This window comes from Pseudomonas sp. MWU13-3659 (assembly GCF_023757525.1).
Classification (GTDB): domain Bacteria; phylum Pseudomonadota; class Gammaproteobacteria; order Pseudomonadales; family Pseudomonadaceae; genus Aquipseudomonas; species Aquipseudomonas entomophila_E.
Genome location: NZ_JAMSHW010000011.1, coordinates 1 through 12,245 on the forward strand (window position 1 = coordinate 1; position 12,245 = coordinate 12,245).

At 64.4% G+C, this 12,245-nt stretch carries 13 protein-coding genes and 1 tRNA gene; 9 read left to right on the top strand and 5 right to left on the bottom strand.

Going from position 1 to position 12,245, the window contains the following annotated elements; translation table 11 throughout:
- Nucleotides 1-207 precede the first annotated feature (207 nt).
- A complete protein-coding gene (gene ung, locus NGM28_RS15385) occupies nt 208-900 on the bottom strand; it encodes a uracil-DNA glycosylase (RefSeq protein WP_240065068.1) in 693 nt (230 codons plus the stop codon).
- A gap of 128 nt (nt 901-1,028) precedes the next feature.
- On the opposite strand from ung, the gene dspII reads away from it, so the two are divergent.
- Nucleotides 1,029-2,135: an enoyl-CoA hydratase/isomerase DspII gene (dspII, locus tag NGM28_RS15390; RefSeq protein ID WP_252090678.1), complete on the top strand. Its 1,107-nt coding sequence runs from the start codon at nt 1,029-1,031 to the stop codon at nt 2,133-2,135.
- 269 nt (nt 2,136-2,404) lie between these two features.
- Here dspII and NGM28_RS15395 read toward each other — a convergent pair whose 3' ends face one another.
- Complete coding sequence (locus tag NGM28_RS15395) at nt 2,405-2,848, bottom strand: hypothetical protein (protein ID WP_252090679.1); 444 nt, start codon at nt 2,846-2,848, stop codon at nt 2,405-2,407.
- Between the two features lie 212 nt (nt 2,849-3,060).
- Between NGM28_RS15395 and NGM28_RS15400 the strand changes: the two genes are divergently transcribed.
- The 8 genes from NGM28_RS15400 (at nt 3,061) to nadS (ending at nt 9,650) form a co-directional block, all read left to right on the top strand.
- Nucleotides 3,061-4,551 (top strand): sensor domain-containing diguanylate cyclase, encoded by a 1,491-nt coding sequence (locus tag NGM28_RS15400; protein WP_252090680.1) that lies wholly within the window; start codon nt 3,061-3,063, stop codon nt 4,549-4,551.
- A complete protein-coding gene (locus NGM28_RS15405; protein WP_252090681.1) occupies nt 4,544-4,765 on the top strand; it encodes a cysteine-rich CWC family protein in 222 nt (73 codons plus the stop codon). Before NGM28_RS15400 ends, NGM28_RS15405 begins: the two co-directional genes overlap by 8 nt.
- Nucleotides 4,766-4,797: 32 nt before the next feature.
- Nucleotides 4,798-5,535: a 16S rRNA pseudouridine(516) synthase gene (locus NGM28_RS15410; RefSeq protein ID WP_252090682.1), complete on the top strand. Its 738-nt coding sequence runs from the start codon at nt 4,798-4,800 to the stop codon at nt 5,533-5,535.
- 399 nt (nt 5,536-5,934) lie between these two features.
- Nucleotides 5,935-6,819, top strand: a complete 885-nt coding sequence (locus NGM28_RS15415; protein WP_240065062.1) for an alpha/beta fold hydrolase — start codon at nt 5,935-5,937, stop codon at nt 6,817-6,819.
- Between the two features lie 115 nt (nt 6,820-6,934).
- Nucleotides 6,935-7,008, top strand: a tRNA-Gly gene (locus tag NGM28_RS15420).
- 187 nt (nt 7,009-7,195) lie between these two features.
- Nucleotides 7,196-8,896 (top strand): SulP family inorganic anion transporter, encoded by a 1,701-nt coding sequence (locus tag NGM28_RS15425; protein ID WP_240065061.1) that lies wholly within the window; start codon nt 7,196-7,198, stop codon nt 8,894-8,896.
- 149 nt (nt 8,897-9,045) lie between these two features.
- A complete protein-coding gene (locus tag NGM28_RS15430; RefSeq protein ID WP_252090683.1) occupies nt 9,046-9,366 on the top strand; it encodes a type II toxin-antitoxin system RelE/ParE family toxin in 321 nt (106 codons plus the stop codon).
- Nucleotides 9,363-9,650: a NadS family protein gene (gene nadS, locus NGM28_RS15435; RefSeq protein WP_240065059.1), complete on the top strand. Its 288-nt coding sequence runs from the start codon at nt 9,363-9,365 to the stop codon at nt 9,648-9,650. Before NGM28_RS15430 ends, nadS begins: the two co-directional genes overlap by 4 nt.
- Nucleotides 9,651-9,688: 38 nt before the next feature.
- Here the strand turns inward: nadS and NGM28_RS15440 are convergent, their stop codons facing one another.
- From NGM28_RS15440 to NGM28_RS15450, 3 genes are all read right to left on the bottom strand, one after another.
- Complete coding sequence (locus tag NGM28_RS15440) at nt 9,689-10,171, bottom strand: hypothetical protein (RefSeq protein ID WP_240065058.1); 483 nt, start codon at nt 10,169-10,171, stop codon at nt 9,689-9,691.
- A gap of 14 nt (nt 10,172-10,185) precedes the next feature.
- Complete coding sequence (locus NGM28_RS15445) at nt 10,186-10,557, bottom strand: hypothetical protein (protein ID WP_249746185.1); 372 nt, start codon at nt 10,555-10,557, stop codon at nt 10,186-10,188.
- A gap of 96 nt (nt 10,558-10,653) precedes the next feature.
- Nucleotides 10,654-12,243 (bottom strand): alpha/beta hydrolase-fold protein, encoded by a 1,590-nt coding sequence (locus tag NGM28_RS15450; RefSeq protein WP_252090684.1) that lies wholly within the window; start codon nt 12,241-12,243, stop codon nt 10,654-10,656.
- Nucleotides 12,244-12,245: the final 2 nt, after the last annotated feature.

The following is a 12,245-nucleotide window of genomic DNA, read 5'->3' on the forward strand; positions in this document are numbered from 1 at the left end:
TCTTCGTCCGCCATCAGCGGAAGCGCGTCCACAACCGTGAGTGCTGGCGATATGGGGGGGAGATCGCTCTCAAGCAACGGAGCTTTCGAGGGTTCGGACACTGTCATTTGAGAAGCCTCTGCGTAGATTCAACCAAACGATGATTTGGCTTGAATCTACGCCAGCGGCACTCAGGACAAAACTAGCAGAATTAACAGGTCCGGTTTCTTACAGCACTGGCAATGACCAGTCGATCGGCGCCATCCCATGCTGCTGCAGGAAGCCATTGGCCCGGCTGAAATGCCCACAGCCAAAGAACCCGCGATAGGCCGACAACGGCGACGGATGCACCGACTTGAGCACCAGGTGGCGGGTGCCATCGATCAGCTTCTGCTTGCTCTGGGCATGGGCGCCCCACAGCAGGAACACCACGTTCGGGCACTGCTCGCTGACCACCTGGATGATCCGGTCGGTGAAGAACTCCCAGCCCTTCTTCGCGTGGGAAGCGGCATTGGCCCGCTGCACGGTCATGGTGGTGTTGAGCAGCAGCACGCCCTGTTCGGCCCAGCTCTGCAGGTAGCCGTGGTTGGGGATGGGCAGGTTCAGGTCGCGCTGCAGTTCCTTGTAGATGTTCACCAGCGACGGTGGCGCGGGCACGCCGGGCTGCACCGAGAAGCACAGGCCGTGGGCCTGACCCGGCCCGTGGTACGGGTCCTGCCCGAGGATGACCACCTTGACCTGCTCCAGCGGGGTGGAGTTCAGGGCGTTGAAGATCAGCGGCCCGGGCGGGTAGATCTCCTTGCCGGCGGCGTATTCCTGGCGCAGGAACTCGCGCAGCTGGTGCATGTAGGGCTGGTCGAACTCGGCGCGCAGCGCGGCCTTCCAGCTGGGTTCGAGCTTGATGCGATCGTCGTCGGTCATGGGGGCATCCAATAGCAAAGTGGCGCGACACTAGGAAAGCCTCGCCGGCTTGTCAATCGATCCGACCGGCGACCGGCAGCCACGGCGCGACGGGCCATACTGAGGGGATGACTTGCGCGAGGTTGCCCATGAGCATTCACTGCGAGGTACTCACCGGCGCCGACGGCGCCCGCATCGGCATCGCCACCCTCGATGCCCCCAAGGCACTCAATGCCCTGACTCTGCCGATGATCGAGGTGCTCGACGAGCACTTGCAAGCCTGGGCGCAGGACCCGGGCATCGTCTGCGTCGTGCTGCGCGGAAACGGGCCCAAGGCCTTCTGCGCCGGTGGTGATGTGCGTGCGCTGGTCCAGGCCTGCCGCGACCACCCTGGAAGCGTACCGCCGCTGGCCGCCACCTTTTTCGCCCACGAATACCGCCTGGACCATCGCCTGCACACCTACCCCAAGCCGCTGCTGTGCTGGGGCCATGGCCATGTGCTGGGTGGCGGCATGGGGCTGTTGCAGGGTGCGGGCGTGCGCATCGTCACCCCCAGCAGCCGCCTGGCCATGCCGGAAATCAGCATCGGGCTGTACCCGGATGTCGGCGCCAGCTGGTTCCTTGCCAGGCTGCCGGGCAAGCTGGGGTTGTTCCTGGGGCTGACCGGCGCACCGATCAATGCCCGCGATGCCCTCGACCTGGGGCTGGCCGACCGCTTCTTTGGCGAGCATCAGCAGGAAGCGTTGATCGAAGAACTGCTGCAACTGAACTGGCAAGAGCAGACCGAGTTGCAGCTGAACAGCCTGCTCAAGGCCGAACAGCACCGCGCCTGCGCCGAATTGCCCGAGGGGCAGTGGCTGGCGCGCCGGGCGGTGATCGATGAAGTGCTCGATGTGGCCGACCCGGTGGCCGCCTGGCGTGCGCTCAGTGGCCTGGCCCGGCATGCCGACCCACTGCTGGCGGCGGCGGGCCAGCGCTTGCACGAAGGCTGCCCGCTGACCGCGCACCTGGTGTGGGAACAGATCCGCCGTGCGCGTTACCTGTCGTTAGCCCAGGTGTTCCAGATGGAGTACACCATGAGCCTGAACTGCTGCCGTCATCCGGAGTTCAGCGAGGGGGTTCGGGCGCGGTTGCTGGACAAGGACAACACGCCGCACTGGCATTGGCCGGATGTGGCGCAAGTGCCAGCGGCGGTGGTCGAGGCGCATTTCACCAAGGTGTGGGAGGGGCGCCATCCGCTGGCGGACTTGGGGTGAACGGTACCGGCCCCATGACCAGGTAGGAACGGCTTCAGCCGCGATCACCCGCACAGCGGGTGCCGGGCACCGCGTTGCCTGCATCGCGGCTGAAGCCGCTCCTACAGGGATCACCCGTGCAGCGGGTGCCGGACACCGCGTTGCCTGCATCGCGGCTGAAGCCGCTCCTACAGGGATCACCCGTGCAGCGGGTGCCGGACACCGCGTTGCCTGCATCGCGGCTAAAGCCGCTCCTACAGAGGACCCAACTCCCTGCGTTCGAACAACGATCACCGCTGCCAGTTGCGATCCCCTCCCCGCCCACCGTCCGGCCGCCGGTCATGGTCCCCGCGTCCATTGGAATGCCAGCGATCGCCCTGGCCACCCCGGTTGTCATTGCGGTAATCGTTGCGCTCTCGATCCCGCCCATAGTCATAGCGCTGGCGGTTGCCGTAGTCGTACCGCGGGTTGCCCTGCCAGCGCGGCTGCTGGCTGGGCGGCGGATACGCACGGTACTGCGGCACCGGCGCCGGCCGGTAGTAACGCGGTGCGGGCTGGTAGTAGTAACGCGGCTGTGGCGCCACGTAGTAATGATCTTGGCGGTAATAACCCGGGTACACGTAGCGATCGGTGGTGTAGTAGTCGCTGCGGTAATAGCCATCGCGCTCGTAGTAAGGCGCGCAGGCGGATGTCAGCAGTCCCATCAGGACAACGAGCAGGATGCGTGGGTACATGGCGGCCTCCTGGACCGCGAAAGGGCCCGGCACAGCGGCGCTGGCAGGCGTCGACGACGATGCGTTGATCGACATTGCATCAGACAGCGGCGCCAGGGTTCAGTGCCATTTCTGCAACAAATTGAAACAGCCCGTATAGCCCTGAAAAACATGCAGTCATTTTTCGGTCATCTCACTAGAATATGGCCACCGGCACACCTCTCGGGAAGATCATGCCTTCACCGTCCGCCCTGTTCTCGCAACGCTCGCTGATCCTCACCCTGCTGCTGTTGCTGGCCTGCGGCTTCCTGGCCACCTCGCTGCTGAGCTACTACGCCTCGCGCGGGGCGATCCGCGACGGCATCGTCAACACCGAGCTGCCGCTGACTTCCGACACCGTCTATTCGGAAATCCAGAAAGACCTGATCCGCCCGGTGCTGATCTCGTCGATGATGGCCCAGGACACCTTCCTGCGTGATTGGGTGCTGGGCGGCGAGCAAGACACCCGGCGCATCACCCGCTTCCTGGGCGAGGTGATGGGCACCCAGGACACCTGCACCAGCTTCTTCGTCTCCGACCGCAGCCTCACCTACTACCAGGCCAAGGGCGTGCTCAAGCAGGTCAGGCCCGACAGCTGGCGCGACGCCTGGTACTTCCGCCTGCGCCAATCAACCAAACCCTATGAGATCAACGTCGACCTGGACATGGCCAACCAGGACAAGCTCACGGTGTTCATCAACCATCGCGTGCTCGACTACCAGCAGCGCTTCATCGGCGCGGTGGGCGTGGGGCTGAGCGTGGAGTCGGTGGTGCGCCTGATCGACGACTATCAACGGCGTTACCAGCGCGCGGTGCTGTTCGCCGACGCCCAGGGCAAGGTGCTGCTGACCGGCTCCGACGGTGGCCCCCACGGCCTGCGTGCCGGCCAGCAACTGAGCGACAGCAACCAGTGGCAGGACCTGCTGGCACACCTTCCTGCACCCGCCGAAGGCAGCCACGAGTACCACGACAACGATGGCCACAGCCACTTCCTCAACGTGCGCCTGCTGCCGGAACTGGGCTGGTACCTGCTGGTGGACAAGCGCGAGAGCGGCGCCCTGGACCGCATCCGCCAGTCGCTGTACCTGAACCTGGCGATCTGCGCGATGATCACCCTGGTGGTGCTGTCGCTGCTCAACGCCATGATCAAGCGCCACCAGGACAACGCCGCCGCGCTGGCCACCCTCGACAGCCTCACCGGCCTGCCCAACCGCCGCAGCTTCGACCTGCTGGCCGGCCAGGCGCTGGTCGAGGCGCAACGCGACAGCGCGCCACTGGTCGCCCTGCTGATCGACCTGGACCACTTCAAGGCGCTCAACGACACCCATGGCCACCTGGCCGGCGACGAAGTGCTGCGCCAGTTCGCCAACGTGCTGCAAGGCAGCCTGCGCCAGTCCGATATACTCTGCCGCTGGGGCGGCGAGGAGTTCATCGTGCTGCTGCGCGAAGCCCACGGGCGCCAGGCCATCGAGGTGGCGGAGAAGATCCGCCGGCGTACCGAGCAACTGATCTTCAGCTACAACGAGCAGCCGCTGCGCCTGACCGCCAGCATCGGCTTGTCCAGCCTGCAGCGTGAAGACACCCTGCACAGCCTGCTGACCCGCGCCGACCATGCCCTTTATCGTGCCAAGCAGAGCGGCCGCAACCGCGTCTGCAGCGAACTGCCCGGAACCGACCATGACTGACCCCCAGCGCTGCCCGGCCTGCGGCGCCGCCAACCAATGCGGCCTGGCCGACCCACGCAACGCCACCCAAGGTTGCTGGTGCTTCAACGTGAGCATTGACCCTGCCATCCTCGAGGCGCTGCCGGCCGAGCTGCGCGACAAAGCCTGCCTGTGCCCGCGTTGCGCGGCGGTGGACGAACAACTCAAGGCAGCGCAAATACCCGTGATCCGCTAGACTGCGCGCCGATTTCCCACGACCTTCCCGCCATGCGCCTCGACCGATTCCTCGGCAACCTGCCCTGCTACAACCGCCAGCAAGTGCGCCTGCTGCTGGCGAGCAAGCGCGTGCGCGTTGACGGCGAGGCGGCAAGCGATCCGTTGCATGAAGTGCGCGAGTTCAGCCGTGTCGAGGTGGATGACCAGATCGTGCAGCCCGGGCGTCCCGCCCGCTACCTGATGCTGCACAAGCCCGTGGGGTGCGTCAGCGCCACCCATGACCCACAGCACCCCACGGTGCTCGACCTGCTGCCCGCCGAACTGCGTGACGACCTGCACATTGCCGGGCGCCTGGACTACAACACCACCGGCCTGATGATCCTGACCAACGACGGGCAGTGGTCGCGACGGCTGACCCAGCCGCAGACCAAGTTGCCGAAGATCTACCGCGTGCGGACAGAGGATGAAATCGGCGCGCATTACGTCGACAAGTTCCGCGAAGGGTTCTACTTCGCCTTCGAAAACCTCACCACCCTGCCCGCCCAGCTGGACATCCTCGGCCCCCGGGAGGCACGGCTGGCGATCGTCGAAGGGCGTTATCACCAGGTGAAGCGGATGTTCGGGTATTTCCAGAACAAGGTGGTGGGGTTGCATCGGGAGCGAATGGGGGCCATCGCGCTGGATCCGAGGTTGGCGCCAGGTGAGTACAGGGAGCTCACCTGCGAAGAAATCAATGCGGTCAGAGCGCTCTGTAGGAGCGGCTTTAGCCGCGATACAGACACCGCGTAATCTGGCACCCGCTTGGCGGGTGATCGCGGCTGAAGCCGCTCCTACAGAGGTCGTGATTGCCCGTGAAGCAGTCGGAACCACCACACGACCACCGCCCTCCCCGAGTCACATTTTTCACCGAACGGCACTTGCGCGATCCGCGCCTCGCTGCTTGAATCGAATCGTCAGTCTGCAAGTGACCAGCAAGTCACGCCGCAGATCGGACGCCCTTTGCCGGCCACCCAGCGCCTCGACGCCCTGGGGCATGGCAAATCGCCCGCAACAACAATACCGTCGACACACGCGTCAAGGATCGACACAAGGGCCCACCGGTTTCTCTTCCAGGCAAATGCCTACCTGTCATAAAGAACGTGCACCCTAGGTGACGCGAATACCCTTTTTGCGCCAGGAGTCGATGACATGAGGCCAGAAATCGCTGTACTTGATATCCAAGGGCAGTACCGGGTTTACACGGAGTTCCATCGCGCGCAAGGCGCCGAGAAGACGATCATCCTGATCAATGGCTCGCTGGCCACCACGGCGTCCTTCGCCCAGACGGTGCGCAGCCTGCACCCGCAATTCAACGTGGTGCTGTACGACCAGCCCTACGCCGGCAAATCAAAACCCCACAACCGCCAGGAGCGCCTGCTCACCAAGGAGACCGAGGCGCACATCCTGCTCGAGCTGATCGAGCACTTCCAGGCCGACCACGTGCTGTCGTTCTCCTGGGGTGGCGCCTGCACGCTGCTGGCGCTGGCGCACCAGCCGCGGCGGGTGAGGAAGGCCATCGTCAGTTCGTTCTCGCCGGTGATCAACGCACCGATGCGCGACTACCTGGATCGCGGTTGCCAGTACCTGGCCGCCTGTGACCGCTACCAGGTGGGCAATCTGGTCAACGACACCATCGGCAAGTACCTGCCGTCGCTGTTCAAGCGCTTCAACTATCGGCATGTCAGCAGCCTGGACAGCCACGAGTACGCGCAGATGCACTTCCACATCAACCAGGTGCTCGACCACGACCTGGAGCGGGCGCTGAAGGCCGCGTGCAACATCGACATCCCGGTGCTGTTCATCAACGGTGACCGCGATGAGTACACCACCGTCGAGGATGCCCGCCAGTTCGCCCGGCATGTGGGGCAGAGCCACTTCAGCGTGATCCGCGATGCCGGCCACTTCCTCGACATGGAGCACAAAGGCGCCTGCGAGGACACGCGTTCGGCCATGCTCGGCTTCCTCAAGCCGGCCGTGCGCGAGGCCCGCCAACGCTACACACCGGTGCACGCGCAGCATGCACTGGCTATCTGAGCGCATCGGCGTCCTGTGGGCCCTGTTACCCGCGGGCTACAGGTCGCCGACAGGCTTTTTTATAACCTGGGGCTTCTAATACGGAGGGAGTTATGGTAAAAAGTCGGGCGCAAACGCGGGTATAGTTTAGTGGCAAAACGAAAGCTTCCCAAGCTTTAGTTGAGGGTTCGATTCCCTCTACCCGCTCCACATCGCATTCCCCGCATGGCGTTCCGGTAACGTCATCGCTGTCAAAAGGAGCCTCGGCTCCTTTTTTCGTTTCTACGGCTTTCCTTGATCTGGCCCATGGCCAAACCCCGGTCGATTGGCTTGAATGCGCAGCGGCTTCAGGTGCTTAACCGCCTAAGCTTGTTGAAACATTCTCAAAGGACTGCCCATGTTTCTCTCCCGCTGGCTACCGGGCCTGGCCAACCTGCTGCACTACCGCCGCGAGTGGTTCCATGCCGACCTGCAGGCTGGCCTGTCCGTGGCCGCGATCCAGATACCCATTGCCATCGCCTATGCGCAGATCGTCGGCCTGCCGCCGCAGTACGGCTTGTACGCCTGCGTGCTGCCGATGATCGTCTATGCCCTGATCGGCAGCTCGCGCCAGCTGATGGTCGGCCCTGACGCGGCCACCTGCGCGATGATCGGCGGCGCCGTGGCGCCCCTGGCCATGGGCGACCCGCACCGCATCGCCGAGCTGTCGGTAATCGTCACCGTGCTGGTCGGCGCGATGCTGATTGCTGCGGGAGTAGCGCGAGCCGGATTCATCGCCAGCTTCTTCTCGCGGCCTATCCTGATCGGCTACCTCAACGGCATCGGCCTGAGCCTGATCGCCGGGCAGCTGTCGAAAGTGGTGGGGTTCAAGATCGAGGGCGACGGTTTCATTCTCAGCCTTGTCAACCTGCTCCAACGCCTGGGCGAGATCCACTGGTTGAGCCTGGCCATTGGCCTCGTCGGGCTGGGCCTGCTGATCGGGCTGCCGCGCCGCTTCCCGCGCCTGCCGGCCGCGCTGGTCACCGTGGTGGTGTTCACTGCGCTGGCCGGCCTGTTCGGTTGGGACCGCCTGGGCGTGGCGATCCTCGGCCCGGTGCCAGCGGGCATCCCGGAGCTGGCCTGGCCACAAAGCAACCTGGAGGAAACCAAGAGCCTGCTGCGCGACGCCCTGGGTATCGCCACCATCAGCTTCTGCAGCGCCATGCTCACCGCCCGCAGCTTCGCCGCCCGCCACGGCTATGCCATCAACGCCAACCATGAGTTCGTCGCCCTGGGGGTGAGCAACCTGGCCGCAGGCGTGTCCCAGGGCTTCGCCATCAGTGGCGCCGACTCGCGCACGGCGGTCAACGACATGGTCGGCGGCAAGAGCCAGCTGGTGGGGATCATCGCCGCGCTGGTGATTGCCCTGATCCTGCTGTTCTTCACCGCGCCCATGGCCTGGATCCCCCAGCCCGCGCTGGGCGCCGTACTGCTGATGGCTGGCTGGGGGCTGATCGACGTGAGGTCGCTGAAGACCATCCGTCGGCTCAGCCGCTTCGAGTTCTGGCTGTGCCTGCTGACCACGGTCGGCGTGCTTGGCCTGGGGGTGTTGCCGGGCATCGTGTTCGCCGTGACCCTGGCGATCCTGCGCCTGCTCTACAGCATCTACCAACCCACCGACGCCGTGCTCGGTTGGTTGCCCGGCGTCGACGGCCAGGTCGACGTGCGCCAGCACAAGGACGCCCGCACCCTGCCGGGGCTGGTGGTGTACCGCTTCGACGACGCGATCCTGTTCTTCAACGCCGACTACTTCAAGATGCGCCTGCTCGAAGCCGTGCAGGGTGAACAGCAGGTACAGGTGGTGCTGTTCGACGCCGAGGCGGTAACCAGCATCGATGTCAGCGGCGTCGCGGCCCTGCGCGAAGTGCGCGACACCCTCGCCGCCCAGGGCATTCACTTCGCCATCGCCCGCGCACGCGGCACTTTCCTGCGCATGCTGGTGCGCTCGGGCATGGCCCGGGAGATGGAGGACAAGCTGCTGTTCGGTTCGGTGCGGGCGGGGATCAGGGCGTATCGGGTGTGGCGAAACAGGAACCGGCAGGTGCCGTCCAAAGATTGAGGGAAAGGGACTACGGCATTGCCAGAGGTGAATGATGTCGTGGCAGCAGTGCCTTCGATAGCCTTGCTATCCCGTGCCCTTGCCACGGTCCACCTTTTCCCAAGTAGCGTTGTTACAACATCGACTACGCCAATGGCGCACTCCCTGCTATGCTCTTCACCGAAACGGCCATCTTCACCAAACGCGTAAAGGAACTGCTCGACGATGAGACTTACCGGCTGCTGCAGGTTCGTCTCTTGATTGCCCCGGATGCAGGTGACCTCATCGAGGGCACCGGTGGCTTGCGCAAGCTCCGCATTGCAGCGAACGGGCATGGAAAACGAGGTGGCGCCCGGGTCATCTACTACCACTTCAACGCTGCGGCGCAAATCGCCATGCTCTACATCTACCCCAAGAACGAGCAACAGGACTTGTCCACCGAACAGCGCAAGGCACTGAAAGCCGTCATCGAACACTGGAGACACCCATGAGCCGATTTTTCGAAGAGCTGATGCAAAGCGTTGAACAGATGGATGAAATCATCCAGGGGCAACGCCAGCCTTCCCGCCAGTTCGAAATCGATGCACTTCAGGTCCGCAATATTCGCAAGAGCACCGGCCTGTCCCAGGTACGCTTCGCCGAGATGATCGACGTGCAGGTCGCCACGTTACGCAACTGGGAACAGGGGCGTCGTGAGCCCACCGGCCCCGCCAAGGCATTGCTTCGGGCACTGCACAATGACCCCGAGCATGTGCTCAAGGCGCTTGCTCACTGAAGGCCCGGGCGTTCCGGGCCTGCAATGCACTTCCCGCCTCAGGCCTGCGGGTAGCTGCAACCGACGTACAGGTCGCGATCCTTGTCTTCGGTCGATACCACGCGCAACGTGCCCTTGCTTTCCAGCTCACGCTGGTAGTCGACATAACCATCGGTATCGAGCGTCTTCTTCAGCTTGAGCGCGCTGGCGAGCTTGGCGGCATCGGCCAGGGGCGCGGTGCTGCTGCTCTGCAGGTAGAAGCTGAAACGGTCGGTCATCACCAGGGTGGCGGACGACACGCCGTTGATGCTCAAGGCCGGCGTGACTTGCCAGGCGGCGCCGCCCCAAGGGCTGTGCGCCTCATCCTTGGTGAAGGTCAGTTGCTCGGCATCGACCATCTTGTTGAAGGCCTCCACCTGCTGCGCGCTGGCCTCGCACTTGGCCAGTGCCGTGAACAGGGCGACCTGGGCCGAATCGGCAGCCGAAGCGGAGAACGCGGCCAGGCAGCCGGCCAGGGTGAGGTAACGAAGCGATCCTTTCATGAGAACATCCTTGCTCAGTTGAACGTGCATTGGTTGAACGACAGGTAATCACTGCCGGAGGTGAATTGCAGTACGCATTCGGCGTCGAACTTCTGGCCCGGGTGCAGCGCTTTCATCTGCTCGTCCTGGGCACTGTCGGCCCCGCGCAGGCGGGCCAGTTCATAGCCATCGTCATCACCAGCGGCAAGTATCGGCGCGCCCTTGAGATTGGTCGACACACCCAGGGCCACTGCGGTGATCTGCACCGGCTGGTTCAGCTCTTCCATGCTCAGCGTGGAATAGCCTTTCTGCTCATAGCTCTGGTACAGCGTGGCAATATCCTGGGCATCGGCGCCCGGGGCAAACAACAGGCTGCAGGCTAACACAGCCAAGATCCTGGATTTCACACTAGCTCCTTGTGACGGGTCTCCAGCGCGGGCCGCTGGAGACCGGCACTTTGCCATTAGTGAAGACCGGGCACCATCGGGGTCTCCCTGATCCGACTACTTCGGTACGCAAGTCTGGGGCTGTACCTGGGTACCGCGACCGATCAAGCTGATCAACCCGCAAGGCAGGCTGCCGCGCCACTGCAGGTAGTCGTGCCCAGCCGGATACTCCGCCTGCTCCACCGCATACCCCTTGGCCAGCAGCACATCGCGCAGGTGACGATTGGTGTCGAGGATCCTCGGGCCTTCGAACAGCCCGGCCTGGAGGTAGAAACGCAGCGCCTTGCGCGGTGCCTTGACGTACTCGCGGGTCAACCAACCCGGCTCCTCACCCTCCTGTGCCCACCAGTACGAACCCGACAGGCTGAGCACATTGCCGAACAATTCCGGGTGCATCAAGCCCATGTAGGCCGAGGCCAGGCCACCGAAACTGGAACCGGCGACCACGGTGCGCGAGGCCGATGCCGCCAGGCCCTGCTGGCGTGCCCAGGGCATCAGTTCCTCGGCCATGAAACGGGCGAACAACGGGCTGGGCGGCAGTTCCTGCTGGCGACTGAGGTCGCTGGGGTTGGCAATGATGATCGCGGCCGTCGGCGGGATCAGGCCATCAGCGATGAGGTTGTCGAGGATCGTCGGGGTCGGTACCTGACGGGTGTAGGCATGGGCGTCGAACAGCACCAGCAGCCCTTGATCGGCCTTGCCTGGCCGCCAGCCGACCGATCGGTACAGGTAGATATCCCGTTCGTTGCCCAGCAATCGACTGGCCAGGCGCTTGCGCTCCATGCTGCCACGCGCCACGCCGTCGCGCATCGCGACCCAAGGCTGAGGCGCGGCGTCCGGCAGTTCGAGGCGGGAGCGCGACAACCACGGATCGCCGCTGCCATCGGCGAAGCTGTTCGGGTTGAGCGGGTCCTGCCGCGTGGTGGCGAGAATCACCCGACGATCATCCGAAACCGGCACATCGGCAGCCATCTGGTAGCTCAGCCGGGCGCTGGCCGGCACCTCGAAGCTGCGGTACCAGACATCGCTCTGGCCCAGACGGTAGAGCGACTCATGATTGCCTGTGGGGGCGCCGAACATCCGCACGTTGTCGCGTGCGCCACGCCACAGGAAAGTCACCAGGCGTTGGTCAGGGTGGTCGGGAATCGCTTCGACCATTGGCGTCCCTTCAGCGCCTCGGGCAATCCAGAACGCATCGGTTGATTCGCCTTTGACCAAGGCCTCCGACAGCGTACGCAGGATCGGGCTGGCCAGGGTTGCCGGGCTTCTCTGTTGATCAGCCACCGCCAGCACCTGATCCAGGCGTAGGCTGAAACGTTCGTCAGGGCGGATCGCCAGCGCCTCGGCACGCACCAGGTAGCGGCCATCCTGCCCAGCCACGAAGAGAAACTCTCGCGGCTGGTCCAGGCCATCGACCAACAGACGCAAGGGCTTCCCCTGGGCATCGAGCAGGCGCAGGCTGACATCGCCATCGAGGCGGCCTCGCACCAGGTCGCCGGCCTTCAGCGACAGCTGCCAGGCCGGCGAGCTTGTCGCACCGGCCTGCCCGTTCACGGCCTTGCCGGGCTCCAGGCGGAGTTCATCGGCTGCCATTGCCGCCCCGGAACAGGCGGCCAGCAGCACCAGGGCGCGGGTCAATCGCTGCATGC